Source organism: Enterobacter sp. CFEC122 (assembly GCF_052983755.1).
On record NZ_JBRIQR010000004.1, the window covers coordinates 24,555 to 42,981 of the forward strand.

Here is an 18,427-nt window from a genome sequence, read left to right on the forward strand (position 1 = left end):
ACCAGCGGTTTACGGTGAGCACGGCGTGGTTTATGTTCATCTCTTTACCGTACCACGTCCGGCGCGAAAAACAAAAGGGCACGTCATGCTGCAATCACTCAATCACCTGACCCTCGCGGTCAGCGACCTGCAAAAAAGCGTCACCTTCTGGCACGAACTGCTGGGGCTTACGCTGCACGCCCGCTGGAATACCGGGGCCTATCTTACCTGCGGCGATCTGTGGGTCTGCCTGTCGTTCGACGAGGCGCGCCAGTACGTGCCGCCGCAGGAGAGCGATTACACCCACTACGCGTTTACCGTGGCGGAAGCGGATTTTGAACCGTTCTCGCACAGGCTGGAGCAGGCGGGCGTCACCGTCTGGAAGCAGAACAAAAGCGAGGGGGCGTCGTTCTATTTTCTCGACCCGGACGGGCACAAGCTGGAGCTGCACGTGGGCTGCCTCGCCGCGCGGCTGGCGGCGTGCCGCGAGAAGCCCTACGCGGGGATGGTGTTTACCTCAGACGGGGCTTGAGGCGCGTACCTTCAGCCTGCCCGCCAGCGTCACGTGCGTGGCGGCATCTTCCTGATTGCACAGGTACTCCACCGCCAGCCGTCCCAGCTCGCTGTAGGGCAGTTGGATACTGGTCAGCGGCGGGGTGAGCTGCTCGGAAATCTTCTGGTCGTCGTAGCCCGCCAGCAGCATGTCCTGCGGGATGCGCACGCCGTTCACCGCCAGCGCCTGATAGCAGCCAATCGCCAGCCAGTCGCTGGCGCAGAAGATGGCGTCCGGGCGCTCGGCCAGTTCCAGCAGGGAAGCCGTCGCGGTAAAGGACTCGCTGAACTGCCAGTTGGTCTGGCGCACCAGGCCGTCGTCGCACGCCAGTCCGGCCTGCTGTAATGCCGCCTGGTAGCCCGCCAGGCGCTGGCGCGAGGCCTCCATCCAGCTCTCGCCGGTGATGTGGGCGATGCGCGTCGCCCCGCAGGCGATGAGGTGTTTAGTCACCTGAAAAGCGTTGGCGTAGTCGTCCGGGATAAACGACGGCAGCAGCGGCGAGCCAGGGTCGCGCTGGTTGAGCAGCACCAGCGGGATGCGGGTGCAGTCCTGGAAGGCCGTCATGTCCACCAGCGTGGTGACCGGTGAGGCGAGGACAATCCCGATGCAGTTGCGCTTCTCCAGCTGGCGGATGATGTTCAGCGCCAGCTCGATGTCGTCGCCGTAGTCGTAGACGGTGAGCAGGGTCTCGTTGCGCCACGCGGCTTCCCGCGCCTGGCTGATGGCGTCGATAAACGGGTCAAAGCTCTGCAGCGAGCTGACCAGCAGGGCGATCTCTTCCTGGTTGCGCGGGGCGTGAACGGCGGGGAGGCGGTCGTAGCCGAGCTCGGTGGCGACGCCAATGACCCGCTGGCGGGTGTCGTCGCTGAGCTTGATGTTGCGGGACTGGTTAAGCACCAGCGATACCGTCGCCTGCGACACCCCTGCCGCCCGCGCAATATCGTTCATCGTCACTTTTGTTTTTCGCTTCATCCGTCCTCTCCCTTTCGCGAATTCGCATCATACCCTAACCGCACGCTTTAGCGCCGTCGATCACGTTTCTCATTCATCGAAGCGCGAACTTTGTGAGGGGCATCGCTTTTCTTCGTGCGAGAAATTGCGCATTTATCCCGCAACTAATATTTATTAGCTAAATATTATCAGTAAGAGGACGCGTAATGAAAGAGCAGTGGAGCAGGGAGCAGGCACAGGCGTGGTATCAGCAGAAGGGCTGGCTGTGCGGGTTTAACTATCTGCCGTCGACGGCGGTGAACTGGACCGATATCTGGCAGGCAGAGACCTTCGATGCCGCCACCATCGAGCGCGAGCTGGGCTGGGCGGCGGAGGCGGGCTACAACACCCTGCGCATCAACCTGCCGTTTATCGTCTGGGAGCACGACCGCGACGGGCTGATGGCGCGCATCGACCGCTTTTTGACGATTGCTGACGGCCACGGGTTCAGCACCATGCTGACCCTGATGGACGACTGCGGTTTCTCCGGCGACGAGCCGTACCTCGGCCCGCAAAAGCCGCCGGTGCCGGGCAAGCACAACAGCCAGGCGGCGGCGAGCCCGGGGCGCGACAAGGTGTGCGATCCCGACTGCTGGGCAGACATTGAGCGCTACATCCGCGACGTTGTGCGCCAGTTCCGCGACGACAGGCGCGTGCTGTTGTGGGATCTCTACAACGAGCCGGGCAACCGCGGTATTTTCGCGACGGGCACGCAGGAGGTGCAGTACGACGCGAAGCTGGAGACCTGCGCGCACGAGTTGATGAAGCTGGCGTTCCAGTGGGTGCGTGAAGAAGACCCGACCCAGCCGCTCACCGTCTGCGCGTGGCGTCTGCCGCCGGAAGAGGAGGGCGAGACGTTCTTCCGGCATCCGCTGGACCAGACCGCGCTGGCGCTCTCGGACGTGGTGAGCTTCCACGCCTACACCCACACCGGCCGGATGACGGCGATTATCCAGCAGCTGCAAAAGCTTGGTCGCCCGCTGTTCTGCACCGAATGGCTGGCGCGGCACGTGGGCAGCACCATCGAAGAGCAGCTTCCGCTGATGTACGCGGCGAAGGTCGCGCCGTACCAGTGGGGGCTGGTGCGCGGCAAAACCCAGACGTGGCTGCCGTGGCCGGTGGTGATGAAGGAGTCCACGGACTACTGCCGCCTCTGGTTCCACGACGTGTTCGAGGAGAACGGCATTCCGTTCTCGCGCCGTGAAATCGCCCTGATGCAGCAGCTGCGCAAGATCGCCCCGCAGGCGCAGGACTAATAATATCGACCCGGCGGCCGACCGCCGGGCAACCAGGCAGGCATATAACAATGGCAATGACAATGAAAATACCGTCTCGCGAGCTGTGGTCTTATTTTGGCTATGGTTTAGGTCAGTGTTTTAGCTTTGGTTTAGTGGGTTCGTTTATTAACTATTTTTACACCGACGTGCTGGGGATCTCGGCGCTGGCGGCCAGTACCATCTTCCTGATTGCCCGCGCGTGGGACGCGGTTCACGATCCGCTGTTTGCCAGCATTATGGACACCATTAACAGCCGGTTCGGCAAGTTTCGCCACTTTTTACTGATCGCGCCGCTGCTGATCACCGGCGTCACGCTGCTGTCGTTCTATAAAATCGAAGCGGACATGACCACCAAAATCCTCTACGCCGGGGTGACCTACATCCTGTGGGGGACGCTGTACGCCATCTCCGATATCCCGTTCTGGTCGATGTCGTCAGTGATGACCAACGACTCCGGGCAGCGCACCCGCGCGGTGACGGCGGCGATGCTCGGGGTGAACGCCGGGATTGCCTGCGCCAACATCTTCTTCCCGAAGCTGGCGGCGTTCTTCGCCCAGTACAGCAATGACAAAGGCTACTTTATGGCGGCGCTGGTGATGATGCTGGTGGGCCTGCCGCTGATGCTCAACGGCTTTATGCAGATCAAAGAGCGCGTGCCGCCGAGCCCGGAAAAGGTGACCATCCGCGACACCTTCCACAACCTGCGCCAGAACAAGCCGCTGTTTATCGTCCTGCTGTCGTTCTTCTTCTGCGTGTTCCACAACGTGGCGGGTGGGCTCTACATCTACTTCTTTATCAACAATCTGGGCGACGGCAGCCTGCAGATGGCGATTGGCGTGATGGGGATCGTGGCGGCGGTGCTGTGCCTGGTCGCGCCGATGCTGACGCGCCGAATGCAGAAGCGGAAGCTGTTTATGATCCTCTGCGGGCTGGACGTGGCGGTGCGCGTGGTGATGTGGTTTGTCGGGTATCAGCAGGTGACGATGCTGTTTATTCTGCTTGGCCTGAGCACGCTGTTCGTGATGATGACCAACATCCTCACCTCGTCGATGATTGCCGACACCATCGAGTACGCGGAGTACCACACCCACAAGCGCTGCGCGGCGATCACCTTCTCCGGGCAGACCTTCACCGGCAAGATGTCGGTGGCGGTGGGCGGTGGGTTAATCGGCGTGTTTCTGACGATGATCGGCTACGTGCCGCAGGCGCAAATCCAGAGCCAAGGCGTGCTGTCGGGGCTGTTCTTCGGGATTTGTCTGCTGCCGGCAATAGGGTCGCTGATCCGCATGGGCTTTATGTCGCGCTTTACCTTTACCGAGGAGAAGCACGCGGAGATTTGTCGGCTGCTGGCGGAGCGCAACGCGTCTGCGAAAGCGCCGGGTGGCGGCTGCGCCTTACCCGGCCTACAGGACCAGCCCTTGTAGGCCTGATAAGCGAAGCGCCATCAGGCTTCGCTTTTAAAGACTTACAGCGACTTCACAAACGCCAGCAGATCTTCGTTAAGCTGGTCCTGGTGGGTCAGCGCGAAGCCGTGCGGCGCGTTGTCGTACACCTTCAGCGTGGCGTTTTTGATCATCTCTGCCGCCAGCTTGCCGGTGCTTTCAAACGGCACGATCTGGTCGTTACTGCCGTGAATAACCAGCGTCGGCACGTCGATTTTCGCCATATCCGGGCGGAAGTCGGTTTCGCCGAACGCGGTCACGCAGTCGATGGTGCCCTTCAGGGACGCCAGCAGGGCGATGTTCAGCGTCTGGGTCAGGGCACCGGCGGAAACGGTCTGCCCGGCGTTGATGCCGTAGAACGGGGTGGCGAAGTCGCTGATGAACTGGGCGCGATCTTTGCGCAGCCCGTCGCGAATGCCGTCGAACACGCTCTGATCCACGCCCTGCGGGAAGGTATCGGATTTACCAAAGATCGGCGTGACCGCGCCCAGCAGCGCCAGACCGGCCACGCGCGCGCTGCCGTAGTTGTTGATGTAGCGGGTCACGTCGCCGCCGCCCATGGAGAAGCCCACCAGCGTCACGTCCTGGAGGTCCAGGGTGGTGATCAGGTCGTTGATGTCGGACGCAAAGGTGTCATAGTCGTAACCGTTCCACGGCTGATCCGAGCGGCCAAAGCCGCGGCGGTCAAAGGCGATGGCGCGGAAGCCGCGCTCGGCCAGGTAGTTCAGCTGGCTGTCCCACATGTCGCCGTCCAGCGGCCAGCCGTGGCTGAAGAGAACCGGTTTGCCCGCGCCGCCGTCCTTGTAGTAAATCTGCGTGCCGTCTTTTGCCTTAAACGTTGCCATAGTGTGTTCCTGTACAGGTGATGGTTAGGGTTATACCGGCGCGACCAGATAGCGAATAGCCGGTGATGTTGTGCCCTGATGAAAAGCCAGAACGCGGCTCTGCAGCAGGAGGTCATTCATGGTGTGGCGCTCCTGCTGGCGCAGATGCTCAATCCACGAGCCCATCAGGAAGGTCTCGATAAACAGGCCGGGGCGCTCAATATCCTCGTACACCGCCCAGCTCATCGCCCCGGCGCGGCGGCGCACCCGGCGCAGCTCGTGTACCGCCTCCAGGAAGGCTTTTGCGTTGTGCGGGTCGATGATGTACTCGTGCGAGACCAGCACCGGGCCGCGCTCGTTGGGCAGGTCGATCTCCACGCCGTCCAGCGGCTGGCCGCTCAGGTCGAGGTTCAGGTCCGGGTCTTTCTCCAGCTTCCAGCGGAACACGGTGGCGCTCGCCAGCACCATCCCCAGCGTGGCGACCACCAGCGCGGTCGGGGTGCCGAACTGCGACGCGATTTGCCCCCAGATGGCGCTGCCCGTGGTCATTGAGCCGAAGAACACCGTCAGGTAGACCGCCAGCGCGCGGGCCTTCACCCAGCGGGCGGCGCTGCGCTGGGCGCCGAGGTTCAGCGTCGAGAGCACCGCAATCCACGCGAAGCCGGTGAAGAACTCAAACAGGTTGAGCAGCCAGACGTGGCGCACAAACGCCAGCGCCAGCATGGTGAGGGCAAAGACCAGGCTCGCGGCCACCATCAGGCGGTCGGCGTTCAGCCGCTGGCGCAGGCGCGGCAGCAGAATGGCCCCCGCAATCGCCCCCAGGCCAATGCACGCCAGCATTACGCCGTAGCCTGCCGGGCCTAAGCCCAGCTCGCGGCGCGCCACCAGCGGCAGCAGGGCCCAGCCCGCGCTGCCGAAAACGAAGAACGCCACGGTACGCACCAGCACGTTGCGCAGCACCGGGGCGGCGTGCACGTAGCGGATGCCGGTGCGCACCGCAGAGAAGAAGTGCTCCGGCGGCAGACGCTGAATGGACGGGGCCGGACGCCAGCGCCACAGCACCCACGCCACGCCGACCACGGAGAGCGCGTTCAGGGCAAACACCATCCACGGCCCGGCGAGCGACAGCAGGAAACCACCCAGCGCGGGGCCAATCGCCCGGCTGATGTTCACCCCGAGCGAGTTCAGCGCCACGGCGGCGCCCAGCTCCGGCTTGCTCACCAGATCGGGCACCACGGCCTGGAACGGCGGCGAGCTCATCGCCGCCCCCACGCTCAGCAGAAACGTCGCCACCAGCAGCACGGTAGGGGTGACGTGTCCGGTGAAGGAGAGCACCGTCAGCCCGGCTGCGGCGATGAACACCCACAGCTGGGAGAAGAGCAGGTATTTACGCCGGTCAACGATGTCCGCCATCACCCCGGACGGCAGGGCGAAGAGGAACATCGGCAGGCTGCTCGCCGCCTTCACCAGCGCGATATCCAGCGGATCGGCGCTCAGGGTCAGCATGCTCCAGTTGATGCCGACGTCGCTCATCCATGAGCCGACGTTAGAGACCACCGTGGCGATCCACAGCATGCGGAACACCGGCTGGCTCAGCGGCTGCCACGGCGAAACCGCCTGCGCGGGCGTCGTCTCGACGTGTGCGTCGCGAACGTCGTTAACCTGAGTCATGCGAACCTCTCCGCTGCCTTACGCTGCAGCCGCCACTGGCCCGGCCCGGTGAGAGCAAGGGTGGTGAAGATAATCAGCAGCAGCCAGCCAAACTGCCCTTCGGCAATCGACCAGTTCGGGTGGACCGCGAGCATTGCCACCAGCAGCACGGCGATAATCGGCAGGCACGCCAGGCGGGTGTAAACGCCCGCAATGATCAACAGCGGGCAGATCACCTCGGCGACAATCGCCGGGATCAGGCTGGCGTAAGGCCCGAAGCCGAACGGATCTTCAATGCGCGTCAGCTCTTCGCTGAAGTGCAGCACCTTCGGCAGGCCGTGCACGTACAGCAGCAGCAGGCTGCCGGTCAGGCGCAGGAAGAACAGCCCCAGGTCGACCCGGGGCGGGGTAAAGGTGTTTTTCATCAGAATGCAAAGCAGCTGCAGCCCAGCGCCCCCCAGAAAGCGTTATCGTCGGACACCGGCATCGCTGACGTGCGGGCGAAATCGTGCTGGTGGCTGTGAACCCCGCACGGGCCGCTGCAGTGGTGAGCCACACTCATGCCCACGCGGGCGGCCTGCGGCGGCGCGCTGCGGTAGTGGCACGGCACCTTCACCACCGGTGACCACTCGGGCAGGACCGGGATGGCCGGCGGCGCGAGCGGGCCAAAGCTGCTCGCGGCGTAGACGATGTCGCCGTTCACCACCGTGAGAACGGACTCGATGCCCTTGATCTCCTCTTCCGGCACGCGGAAGTAGTCTTTGCTCAGCACCGCCAGGTCCGCGAGCTGGCCGACCTTGATCTGCCCCTTCTGGTTCTGCTCGCTGGAGAACCACGCGCTGCCCTGGGTCCAGAGCATCAGGGCCGTATCGCGGTCCAGACGGGCGCTGTGATCGTACATCTGCATCCCGCCGACGGTGCGGCCGGAGACCAGCCAGTAGAGCGCGGTCCACGGGTTGTAGCTCGCCACGCGGGTGGCATCGGTGCCTAAGCCCACCGGCACGCCGGTCTCCAGCATTTTCGCCACCGGCGGCGTGTGGCGGGTGGCTTCGATGCCGTAACGCTCGGCGAAGTATTCGCCCTGGAAGGCCATGCGGTGCTGCACGGCAATGCCGCCGCCGAGCGCTTTGATGCGGTCGATGTTGGCCTGGGTGACGGTTTCCGCGTGGTCGAAGAACCAGTGCAGGCCGTTGAACGGAATGTCGCGGTTCACCTTCTCGAAGACGTCCAGCATGCGGCTGATGGATTCGTTATAGGTGGCGTGCAGGCGGAACGGCCAGCGGTGTTCCACCAGATGGCGCACCACGCGCTCCAGCTCGTCCTCCATGCCCGGCGCGAGGTCCGGGCGCGGCTCGAGGAAATCTTCAAAATCGGCGGCAGAGAAGACCAGCATCTCGCCCGCGCCGTTGTGGCGGAAGAAGTCGCTGCCCTGGCCCGGCGTGAGCATGTCGGTCCATTTTTCAAAGTCTTCCAGCTCGTGGCCCGGACGCTGGGTAAACAGGTTGTAGGCGATGCGGATGGTCATCTGCTTCTTCTCGTGCAGCTCGGCAATCACCTCGTAATCTTCCGGGTAGTTCTGGAAGCCGCCGCCCGCGTCGATGGCGCTGGTCAGCCCCAGGCGGTTGAGCTCGCGCATGAACTGGCGGGTGGAGTTCACCTGCTGCTCCAGCGGCAGCTTCGGCCCTTTGGCCAGCGTGGCGTAGAGGATCATGGCGTTCGGACGGGCAATCAGCATCCCGGTCGGGTTGCCGTTGGCGTCGCGTTGGATCTCGCCGCCCGGCGGGTTTGGCGTGTCTTTGGTGTAGCCGACCACCTTCAGCGCGGCGCGGTTGAGCAGGGCGCGGTCGTAGAGGTGCAGGATGAAGACCGGGGTGTCCGGCGCGGCGTCGTTAATTTCGTCCAGGGTTGGCATGCGGCGCTCGGCAAACTGGAACTCGGTCCAGCCGCCCACCACGCGCACCCACTGCGGCGACGGGGTGCGCAGGGCCTGCTCTTTCAGCATCCGCAGGGCGTCGGCCAGGGAGGGCACGCCTTCCCAGCGCAGCTCGAGGTTGTAGTTCAGCCCGCCGCGGATCAGGTGCAGATGCGAGTCGTTGAGGCCGGGGATGGCGGTGTGGCCTTTCAGATCGACCACTTTGGTGCCGTCGCCGTGGTGCTGCATCACCTCGGCGACGGTACCCACTTCCAGAAATTTTCCGTCGCGCACGGCAACGGCTTCCGCGACGGGATTCTCGCGATCGACGGTGTGAAACTGGCCATTAACCAGAATGAGATCGGCTTTACCGAGGGTAACCATAACTGCTCCTGACTGAGAGGGGAATGGTCAGGATTATGGGAACCGGTTTCGGCAAAGATCCAGTTATACAATAGGATAGGTATACCAAAGTATAACTATACCTAAGGTTAACTATACGAAGAGATAATTACGCGCGGAGGCGGAAAACCGCAGGATAAAGGTGATTTTATCGTCGCGGCGCTCGCGGCGATTTCTACCCTTAACCACTGGAAAATGCTATGACCTCTTCAAAGCTCGAAGTGTTAACCCCTGCGAACTGTCAGATCATCTTTATCGATCACCAGCCACAGATGGCGTTTGGCGTGCAGTCGATTGACCGTCAGGTGCTGAAAAACAACACCGTGGCGCTGGCGAAAGCGGCTAAGGTGTTCAACATCCCGACCATCATCACCACCGTTGAGACCGAAAGCTTCTCCGGTAACACCTATCCGGAGCTGCTGGACGTGTTCCCGGGCCAGGACATTCTGGAGCGTACCTCCATGAACTCCTGGGACGACCAGAAGGTGCGCGACGCGCTGAAGGCCAACGGCAAGAAGAAGGTCGTGGTTGCCGGCCTGTGGACCGAAGTGTGCAACAACAGCTTTGCCCTGTGCGCGATGCTGGAAGGCGACTACGAAATTTATATGGTGGCGGACGCGTCCGGCGGCACCTCCAAAGAAGCCCACGACTACGCGATGCAGCGCATGATCCAGGCGGGCGTGATCCCGGTGACCTGGCAGCAGGTAATGCTGGAGTGGCAGCGCGACTGGGCGCGTAAAGAGACCTACACCGCGGTGATGGACATCGTGCGCGAGCACTCCGGCGCGTACGGCATGGGCGTGGATTACGCCTACACCATGGTGCACAAAGCGCCGTCTCGCCAGAAGAGCGAGCACCGCACCTTAGCGCCGGTTCCGGCTCGCTAAGTCCCGTCGGCGGGCTGGTCCCTCATCCGGCTCGCCGCTGCCTCTTTCTCTGGAGTTCATGATGAGTACTGGGCTGATATCCCTTGCGGCAGGCGTGTTGATTGGCCTGATGTATGCCGTGCTGAAGGTGCGCTCCCCCGCGCCGCCCGCGCTGGCGCTGATTGGCCTGCTGGGGATGCTGGCGGGTGAACAGGCGACGCGCCATCTCTTATCCCGCGACGGCGCGCCGCCGCCTCAGGCGATCGTTCCGCAGGCCAGTTCGCAGACGGGAGCGTCGTCATGAAAGCATGGATAATTTCGCTGGTGTGCGGCGTGGGTGCTGGGGTAATTTACGCTCTGCTCGACGTCCATTCCCCGGCGCCGCCGGTTGTCGCCCTGCTTGGCCTGTTTGGCATGCTGGTGGGTGAACAGCTCATCCCGGTGGGACGGCGTTTACTGAGTCGCGAACCGCTCACCCTCGCCTGGTTTCGTCACGAATGCGTACCGAAAATCAGCGGCACGGCGCCCCCTGCGCCCGCGAAGGATACCCGCGACGTTAAATGACTGGTTAGAGGAATAACAGCATGACGCTGCCGTGGCGCATTGCCATCATTGATGACGAACGTTCCGTCCGCAGCGGGTTGAGTAATCTCCTGGAGTCGGAAGGCTATTCGACCGATACGTTTGATTCGGCAGAGGTATTTCTGAGCCATCCGCTCGCCCTGTCCGGCGCGGCGCTGGTGATCACCGATATCAAGCTGCGGGGCATGAGCGGCCTTGAGCTGTTTGACAAGCTGCGGCTGCTGGCCGTACCGCCGCCGCCCGTGCTCTTTATCTCCGGTCATGCTGATGAAAATATGCAGCGGTACGCTCTCGGTCTGGGCGCCGCTGCTTTTTTGCGTAAGCCCATTAACATCGATATTCTGCTGGATCATATCCAGCGGGAGCTGGCCCGCCGACAATAAGGATCGCGGATGAACGAAAACGAGCAGCCTGCATTCTGGCCCGCCCAGGGGAATCTTCACCAGGGGCGGGTTTTTGTCCTTAAAGAGGATGTGATTTTTACCGTGCTGGCGCAGGAGGGCGGAATCGCCTGGATGCACGCGCGACATCCTCATTCCGGCGGCTCGTTCATTATCGCCACCACGGTCAGCGACGAAGAGGAAGAGCGGGCCACCCGGCTGCTCAAAAACGAGTTTGCGCTGCGCGATATGCTGCAGGACAGCTGGGCCATTCGCGCCGTCGCCTCCACCCAGTACCGGGGACGCTTCGCGCTGGTGTACGCCCCGTTTTCCTTTGAGCTACTGGCGCGGCGCGCGGGCAGGGCGATCTCGGGGATCGCGCGCTTTATCGAGCTGGCGATCCAGATCTGCGTCCCTCTGCGCCAGATGCATCTGCAAAACCTGATCCACGGCGATATCAAGCCCGGCAGCATTTTTGTTCAGCACGATGCCACCTGCCGTCTGGGCAGCTTTGGCCTCTCCTGCACGCTCTCCGATGCTTTCTCCCAGACCCGGCTTGCCGTTTCGGGCGGTACGCCTGCGTGGATGTCGCCGGAACACACCTCCCGCACCCAGCGTCCCGTGGATAACCGCAGCGATCTCTACAGCCTCGGCATGGTGCTGTATGAACTCCTGACCGGCCGCCTGCCGTTTGAGCTGGGAGAGGACGACCAGACCAACTGGGCGCATTACCACATCGCCTCGGCGCCGCTGGCCCCGGACGCGATACGCCCGGACGTGCCGGGGATGCTGTCGACCATCATCCTGAAGCTGCTGGAGAAGCACCCCGATAACCGCTACCAGACGGTCGACGGGCTGATTGCCGACCTTCGCCGCTGCCAGGCGACGTTGACCTGCGAGGGCGACATCGTCGCCTTTACCCCCGGCCAGCAGGACCGCACCCCGGCGATCCATCTGGCGGACTCCCTGTTCGCGACCCATCCGCAGGCGAACGACGTCATTGCCGCGTTTGAGCGGGTGGGGCAGAGCCGCGTGCCGGAGCTGGTGACCATCGGCGGGCCGTCGGGGATCGGCAAATCCTCGATCATTGCGACGGCGCTCAAAACGCTGCAGCAGCGCACGGTGCTGCTGGCGGTGGGCAAGGTCGATCAGTTTTCACCGTCGCTGCCCTACGGCGTATTAAGCTCCGCGTTCCGCACCCTGACGCTCCACCTGCTGGGGCTGCCGGCAGACGAGGTGGCGAAGTGGAAAATCCGCCTCTCGCGCGCCCTTGAAGGCTATGAAGAACTGGCCGTCAGCCTGGTGCCCGAGCTGGGCCTGCTGCTTGAGAGCAAGCCGCGCTTCTCGGCGGATACGTTTTCAATTGATGCCCGGGCGCGCTTCAGCCATATGGTGCTGGCGCTGGTGAAAACCTTTGCCTCGCAGGGCTGCCCGCTGGTGCTGGTGCTGGACGATCTTCAGTGGAGCGACGCCGCCAGCCTGCAAACGCTCAACGCGCTGCTGGTGAACTGCGGCGCCATCCCGCTGCTGGTGGCTGTCGCCCACCGCGATATCGGCTCGTTGTCCGACCCCACGCTGCAACAGCAGCTGGCGAGCCTGCCGGAGGCGGCACAGCACGCGAGCGAGATTGTCCCGCAGGCGCTCTCGGTTAAAGCCGTGGCGCGCTGGCTGGCAACGGTGTTTCGCACCCGCAGCGCGGCGACGACCGACCTCGCCACCCTGATCCACGAGAAGACGGGCGGCAACCCGCTTTTTGTGCATGAATTTTTCCGCCGCATCGTCGACGACGGGCTGGTGGTGCATAACAAATACCAGGACAAGTGGCATTACGATCTGCAGGCGATCCGCGCCCGGCATTACACCGAAAACGTGGTCACCCTGGTGCTGGAGCAGCTCGAAGAACTGCCCGACGAGACGCGCCGCCTGCTGGGCAGCATCGCCTGTCTCGGCGGCACGGGCGAGATGGAGATGATGTGCCGCGTGGTCGGCATGTCGATGGCGGAAATGCGCTATGCGCTGCACCCGGCGGTGATGGCGCAGCTTATCGTGCTGACGGAGAAAGCGTACTCCTTCACCCACGACCGGGTGCAGGAGGCCGCCTTTGCGCTGCTGGATCGGCATGAGAAAAGCCATCTTCACCTGACCACCGCCAGCCTGCTGGCCGACGCCGCGCGCCAGGCGGCGGGGAATGAGCTGCTGTTCCGCGCCGTACATCACGTCACGGCCGCACTGGACAGCATCCAGCCCGCCCCGCAGCGCCAGCGGTTCCGCGAGCTGAGCCTGCTGGCCGCGCGACGCGCGAAGCGTTCGGGAGATTATCTTTCGGCGCTGAGCTATATCCAGACCGCCAGAGCGCTGGGCAACGCCGGGACGGTGTCGGACTTTATGCTCGATATCGAAGAGGCGGGCTGCGAGTTTGCGCTGGGGCACCTGGAGCGGACCCGCGAGCTGTGTGACGCCATCCTCGGCTGCCCCGGCGGGCTGACCGAAAAGGCGCTGGCGGCCAACCTGCTGGTGGAAGTCTACATTCGCCAGTCGGACAGCCGTCTGGCGCTGGAGGCGGCGCTCTGCTGGCTGGGGGTGTTTGGCATCCAGATTGGCCGCTATCCGGAAGATGCCGACTGCGACGAGGCCTGGGAACGCTTTTGCAACCGCGCAAATGACGCGCCGCAACATCTCTTTGCCCCGCTCTCGCGGATGGAGAACCCGGAAACGGAAGCGGTGATGAATCTGCTCTACAGCGCCAGCATTTGCGCCAGCTTCATCTGCCCGCGCCTGCATTTCTTACTGCTCTGCCGCATGATGCACCTGACCCTTGACCACGGCATCACCGGCGCCTCCACCACGGCGATGGCCTGGTTTGGCGTGCTGATGGGCCACCGCTACGCCGAGTATCGCCTCGGGTTTCAGTACGGCACGCTGGCCCGCGAGCTGGTGACCCGCCACGGCTACGATGCCTTTGAAGCCAAGACCCTGCTGCCGCTCGACCAGCTCAGCGTCTGGACCCAGCCTTTGTCGTTCACCATCGAGTGCGCGAAAGCCTGCTTCAGCGCGGCGGTCACCCACGGGGATATGACGATGGCCTGCTTTGCGGCCTGCCACCAGGTGATCAACTTCCTCTCGCGGGGCGATCACCTGGACGGGGTGCTGACCAGCATCGATCGCGGCCTGGCGTTCGTGCGTAAAACCCACTTCCAGGACGTGGAAAGTATTTTGATGGTGCAGCGCGGCTACGTTGAGTTCCTGCGCACGCCGGTCATCGGCACCTGGACCGCGTCGCAGGTCTTGCCCGAGGCGCTGCTTCCCGCGTCGCCGGAGCAGGCCCCGGAGCAGACCTCCACCATGCTGTTCTGGTACTGGCTCTATCGCGGCATGTCGCACTTTACCTGCGGCGAGTACGCCGACGCGCAGGCGGATCTGGAGATGGCGGGGTGGTACGCGTGGTCCGCGCCGGGGCACATCCATCTGCTGGATTACCATCTCTACAGCGCGCTGGCGCTTTCGCGTCAGCTGACGCCGGAGACCTTCTCGGCGAACCACCGCCGCAGCATTCACGCCCACTACGACAAAATCGCCCTCTGGGCGCGCATTAATCCCGGCACGTTCGCGGATAAAGAGGCGCTGATCTACGCCGAAATCGTGCGTCTGGACGGGATGAACAGCATCGCGCTTGAGCAGTACGAGAAGGCGGTCCGGCTCTCCCGCGAGGGTGGGTTTAATCCGATTAACGCCCTGGCCCACGAGCTGGCGGGCCGCTTTGCGCTGGCCTGCGGCTATCCAACCGCCTCGGACGCACACTTCCGCGGGGCCATCTCCGCCTGGGGCCGCGCGGGCGCGCAGGCCAAGGTGCGCCAGCTGGAGCAGGATTTCCCGCACCTGCTGGCCTCCGGGCAGGCGAGCGCCTATGACACGGTAGCGTTCGCCCAGAACGAGACCATCCGCGATCTGCAGAGCGTGATCAAAGCCTCCCGCGCGCTGTCGGAAGAGATCAACCTTGAGCGCTTAATCGAAAACCTGATGACGATCCTCCTCGAACGCGCCGGGGCGCAGCGCGGGCTGCTGCTTCGCGTGAGCGATAGCCTGATTCCGGAGATCGAGGCCAGCGCCTGGACCAGCACCGACGGCGTGCGGGTGCGGATCCTGAAAGACGTGCCGACTGCGACCGACCTGCCGCTGTCGGTGCTCGCGGCGGTGATCCGCACCGGGCAGGAGATCCGCACCGGCAGGCCGGAGGAGTTTCATCCCTTCAGTCAGGACCCCTATCTGGTGACCTCGGGGGCGGCGGTGATGTGCGTCCCGATGTTCAAACAGGCGCGGCTGGTGGGCGTGCTGTACCTGGAAAACCGGCTGATGCCGGAAGTGTTTACCGCCGAGCACTCGCGCGTGGTCAGCCTGCTGGGCGCGCAGGCGGCGGTCTCCCTGGAGACGGCGCGGCTGTACGCCGAGCTGCTGGCGGAGAACATCCAGCGCCGCCGGGTGGAGAAAGAGCTGCGCGCCAGCCAGACCTCGCTGATGCTGGGCGAGCAGATCAGCCACACCGGCAGCTGGCGCTGGGAGCTGGAGCAGGATCTGATGTTTGTCTCGGACGAGTACGCCCGCATTCTCGGCCTGCCCGAGCAGCAAAAGACGATCTCCATGGCGGAGTTTTTGACCTTCGTCCATGAGGACGATTACGCCCGCATCAGCGCCATTGTTACCCAAAGCGTGCGCGACGGGCTCTCGATGCGCGCGGAGTTTCGCGTTAAGCGTCCCGACGGCTCAACGCGCTACATCCTTGGCATTGGCGATCCGGTGGGCGTGGGCAGCGAGGTGAACGAGTATTACGGCATCATCACCGATATCACCAGCCAGCGCGCCGCGGAGGATGCCATGCGGGTGGCGCAGGCGGATCTGGCGCGGGTGTCCCGGGCCACCACCGTCGGACAGCTGACCTCCTCCATCGCCCATGAGATCAACCAGCCGCTGATGTCGATCGTCTCGAACGCCGGAGCGAGCCTGCGCTGGCTCAACCGCGAGCCCGCCCGGCTGGATAAAGTGCGGGAAGGGCTGGAGGAGATCGCCGCCGAAGGCGCGCGGGCGGGGGAGATCATTCGCAGCATTCAGTCCCTGACGCGCAAGCAGGATCCCACTTTCTCGCGTATCGACATGCACTCCCTGATCCACCATATCATCACGCTTTCGCGCAGCGAGCTGGAGCAGCGACACATAAGCGTTGATTATCTGTTGAACGCCAGCGACAGCTTTATCACCGGCGATAGCGTGCAGATCCAGCAGGTGCTGTTGAATCTGGTGATGAACGCGGTTGAGGCGATGGCCGAGGTGAAGGAGCGTGCCAGCACCATCACCCTCAGCACCAGCAACGCGGACGGGAAGGTGATCGTTGAGATCGCCGACACCGGCAGCGGCATTGAGCCCGAGCGGCTGGAGCAGATTTTTGACTCGTTCTATTCCACCAAGCCGCAGGGAATGGGGATGGGGCTGACCATCAGCGCCAGCATTATCGAGCGCCACTGCGGGAAGCTGAGCGCGCGCCGCCGGGAGCCGCACGGCACGGTATTTGCCTTCGCGCTGCCGCTGGCCGCGCAGGAAGCGTAAACGTTACTCCGCAGGCTGGCTATTGGTCAGGCGCTCAACGGCCCTGACCAGCTCGGCCACGGAGCGCACCTGCATTTTCTCCATCACGCGGCGGCGGTGCACCTTCACCGTGATCTCGCTGACGCCCAGCTCGGCGGCAATTTGCTTGTTCAGCATGCCGCTTATCGCCAGCGTCAGCACCTCGTGCTCGCGCGGCGTGAGGGACATGTGGCGCTGCTTCAGGGCGTAGTGCTCTTTATTGCGCACGGCGTTGTTTTCCGCCAGCTGCAGTGCGGATTCGATGGCGTCGATCAGCGCGTTAGATTCGACGGGCTTGGTGAGGAATTCGTACGCGCCACCTTTGATGGCGCGCACCGACATCGGGATGGTGCCGTGGCCGGTGAGGAAAATAATCGGGATTTCGCGCCCGCTTTCCTTGAGGGCGTCTGCTACCTCAAAACCCGAAATGGCGGGCATTTGCATATCGAGGATCACGCACGACGGCAGATCCTCAAAGCGGTATTGCAGAAACGCTTCTGCCGATGAAAAGCCGATGGCGTTCAGGCCTGCCGATTCCAGCAGCCCGATCACGGACTGCCTGACGGCGTCATCGTCATCTACCACATACACAATGTGTTCCATTCACCGCCCCGGTGCTGATTGACATGTCGAGGATGCAAACAGTCACTACGGCGACGTAAGAGACTGTTTATGCTGCCTTTCATCTTAACACATTAACTATCATTATCATTTAACAATATGATAACCGTATGAAGTATAGCGAGCCGGGGCGGGGGCGGTGAAGGAACGAAACGCTGTTTTTATGCACCGACAAGCTCAATGCGGTTGCCGTCCGGGTCCGCGATCACCGCCTCATAAAAGCCGTCTCCGGTCAGGCGCGGAGCGCTGAGCAGCGTGCCGTTGGCCTGGGCTTGCTCGGCCATGCTGTCCACTTTTGCCTTGCTGCCGACGTTGATGGCGATATGCGCCCAGCCGATAAACTCCGGGTGCAGCGGGGCGTCGGGCAGCTCCGGCAGCGTCATGAGCTCGATGGTCGGACCATCATCCAGCGTAATAAAATGTGATTCAAACCCCGGACGATTTTTACTGACGTAGCGTTCGTTACTGCGGCCATTAAAAACCCTTTCCCAGAACTGAACCTGGGCGTTCAGGCTGCGGGTCCAGAGTGCAACATGGGCAATATGCATAAGTTCCCTCGTGATGTGTCGGTGAGGACTTTCACCGGTAAAACAGGCTACACTCTGGTTTTGAGCGCGACAAGCTGAGGAAAAGACAATGCACTACACACTGAAAGAAAGCGACAAGGATAAAGCGGAAGGGTCAAACGGCGCGGGCGCTCTGCAGCAAAAACTGCTGGAGTCCCGTTCGATTGTGATCTCCGGTGAGATCAACCAGGAGCTGGCGCAGAAAGTGATCACCCAGATGATCCTGCTGCAAAGCGTCAGCAACGATCCGATCAAACTGTACATCAACAGCCAGGGCGGCCATGTGGAAGCGGGCGACACCATCCACGACTTCATCAAATTCATTCGCCCGGAAGTGCACGTGATCGGCACCGGCTGGGTGGCGAGCGCCGGAATCACCATCTTCCTGGCCGCGAAAAAAGAGCACCGCTACTCGCTGCCAAATACCCGCTTTATGATCCACCAGCCGCTGGGCGGCGTGCGCGGCCAGGCGACGGATATTGAGATCGAAGCGCGCGAGATCATCCGCATGCTGGATCGCGTGAACAAGCTGATCGCTGACGCCACCGGCCAGCCGCTGGAAAAAGTGAAAAAAGACACCGACCGCAACTTCTGGATGTCCCCGGCGGAAGCGCTGGACTACGGCATCGTGGGCAAGCTGATCACCCATTATGACGAGCTGAAGCTGGACTAAGTTTTTACCGCCGTGTACGTGTCGGGTGGCGGCTAGCCTTACCCGACCTACACGCCCTCGTTTGACCCATGACAAGTTCCCCCTCTGCCTTCTTGCC

At 62.9% G+C, this 18,427-nt stretch carries 15 protein-coding genes and 1 pseudogene; 9 read left to right on the forward strand and 7 right to left on the reverse strand.

What is annotated here, in order from left to right:
* The first annotated feature begins 85 nt into the window (after window positions 1-85).
* A complete protein-coding gene (gene fosA / locus ACVCAM_RS04440; protein WP_100122292.1) occupies window positions 86-511 on the forward strand; it encodes a FosA/FosA2 family fosfomycin resistance glutathione transferase in 426 nt (141 codons plus the stop codon).
* On the opposite strand, the gene ACVCAM_RS04445 is transcribed toward fosA, so the two are convergent.
* Entirely contained in the window at window positions 497-1,504 is a 1,008-nt protein-coding gene (locus tag ACVCAM_RS04445) for a LacI family DNA-binding transcriptional regulator (protein WP_407223028.1), read from the reverse strand. The two genes, fosA and ACVCAM_RS04445, sit on opposite strands and share 15 nt — an antisense overlap.
* Before the next feature lie 185 nt (window positions 1,505-1,689).
* On the opposite strand from ACVCAM_RS04445, the gene ACVCAM_RS04450 reads away from it, so the two are divergent.
* On the forward strand, window positions 1,690-2,778 hold the full coding sequence (locus tag ACVCAM_RS04450) for a cellulase family glycosylhydrolase (protein ID WP_227879981.1): 1,089 nt from the start codon (window positions 1,690-1,692) through the stop codon (window positions 2,776-2,778).
* A gap of 50 nt (window positions 2,779-2,828) precedes the next feature.
* Window positions 2,829-4,223: an MFS transporter gene (locus tag ACVCAM_RS04455; RefSeq protein ID WP_045409318.1), complete on the forward strand. Its 1,395-nt coding sequence runs from the start codon at window positions 2,829-2,831 to the stop codon at window positions 4,221-4,223.
* A 41-nt stretch (window positions 4,224-4,264) separates the two neighbouring features.
* Here ACVCAM_RS04455 and ACVCAM_RS04460 read toward each other — a convergent pair whose 3' ends face one another.
* From ACVCAM_RS04460 to ACVCAM_RS04475, 4 genes are read right to left on the reverse strand one after another with little or no spacing between them, the layout of a single operon-like run.
* On the reverse strand, window positions 4,265-5,086 hold the full coding sequence (locus ACVCAM_RS04460) for an alpha/beta fold hydrolase (RefSeq protein WP_227879979.1): 822 nt from the start codon (window positions 5,084-5,086) through the stop codon (window positions 4,265-4,267).
* Between the two features lie 30 nt (window positions 5,087-5,116).
* Window positions 5,117-6,736 (reverse strand): MFS transporter, encoded by a 1,620-nt coding sequence (locus ACVCAM_RS04465; RefSeq protein ID WP_447093539.1) that lies wholly within the window; start codon window positions 6,734-6,736, stop codon window positions 5,117-5,119.
* The gene (locus ACVCAM_RS04470) at window positions 6,733-7,140 is read right to left on the reverse strand and encodes a DoxX family protein (protein WP_039023956.1); all 408 of its coding nucleotides are present in this window, start codon (window positions 7,138-7,140) and stop codon (window positions 6,733-6,735) included. Before ACVCAM_RS04470 ends, ACVCAM_RS04465 begins: the two co-directional genes overlap by 4 nt.
* A complete protein-coding gene (locus tag ACVCAM_RS04475; RefSeq protein WP_407223030.1) occupies window positions 7,140-9,011 on the reverse strand; it encodes an amidohydrolase in 1,872 nt (623 codons plus the stop codon). The genes ACVCAM_RS04470 and ACVCAM_RS04475 overlap by 1 nt, the downstream gene beginning before the upstream one ends.
* 218 nt (window positions 9,012-9,229) lie before the next feature.
* Between ACVCAM_RS04475 and ACVCAM_RS04480 the strand changes: the two genes are divergently transcribed.
* The 5 genes from ACVCAM_RS04480 (at window position 9,230) to ACVCAM_RS04500 (ending at window position 16,452) form a co-directional block, all read left to right on the forward strand.
* Window positions 9,230-9,916, forward strand: a complete 687-nt coding sequence (locus ACVCAM_RS04480) for a hydrolase (RefSeq protein ID WP_008501349.1) — start codon at window positions 9,230-9,232, stop codon at window positions 9,914-9,916.
* Between the two features lie 61 nt (window positions 9,917-9,977).
* A complete protein-coding gene (locus ACVCAM_RS04485; protein ID WP_008501348.1) occupies window positions 9,978-10,199 on the forward strand; it encodes a DUF1427 family protein in 222 nt (73 codons plus the stop codon).
* The gene (locus ACVCAM_RS04490) at window positions 10,196-10,459 is read left to right on the forward strand and encodes a XapX domain-containing protein (RefSeq protein ID WP_008501347.1); all 264 of its coding nucleotides are present in this window, start codon (window positions 10,196-10,198) and stop codon (window positions 10,457-10,459) included. The genes ACVCAM_RS04485 and ACVCAM_RS04490 overlap by 4 nt, the downstream gene beginning before the upstream one ends.
* Before the next feature lie 20 nt (window positions 10,460-10,479).
* Window positions 10,480-10,860 (forward strand): response regulator transcription factor, encoded by a 381-nt coding sequence (locus ACVCAM_RS04495; protein ID WP_008501346.1) that lies wholly within the window; start codon window positions 10,480-10,482, stop codon window positions 10,858-10,860.
* Window positions 10,861-10,869: 9 nt separating this feature from the next.
* Window positions 10,870-16,452, forward strand: a complete 5,583-nt coding sequence (locus tag ACVCAM_RS04500) for an ATP-binding sensor histidine kinase (protein WP_407223031.1) — start codon at window positions 10,870-10,872, stop codon at window positions 16,450-16,452.
* Window positions 16,453-16,455: 3 nt separating this feature from the next.
* On the opposite strand, the gene ACVCAM_RS04505 is transcribed toward ACVCAM_RS04500, so the two are convergent.
* Together ACVCAM_RS04505 and ACVCAM_RS04510 are read right to left on the reverse strand one after the other, a co-directional pair.
* Window positions 16,456-17,073: a response regulator transcription factor gene (locus tag ACVCAM_RS04505; protein WP_059363226.1), complete on the reverse strand. Its 618-nt coding sequence runs from the start codon at window positions 17,071-17,073 to the stop codon at window positions 16,456-16,458.
* Window positions 17,074-17,252: 179 nt separating this feature from the next.
* Window positions 17,253-17,639 (reverse strand): VOC family protein, encoded by a 387-nt coding sequence (locus ACVCAM_RS04510; RefSeq protein ID WP_063617493.1) that lies wholly within the window; start codon window positions 17,637-17,639, stop codon window positions 17,253-17,255.
* Between the two features lie 82 nt (window positions 17,640-17,721).
* Between ACVCAM_RS04510 and ACVCAM_RS04515 the strand changes: the two are divergent.
* A pseudogene (locus tag ACVCAM_RS04515) lies at window positions 17,722-18,330 on the forward strand (ATP-dependent Clp protease proteolytic subunit); the annotation flags it as partial.
* Window positions 18,331-18,427: the final 97 nt, after the last annotated feature.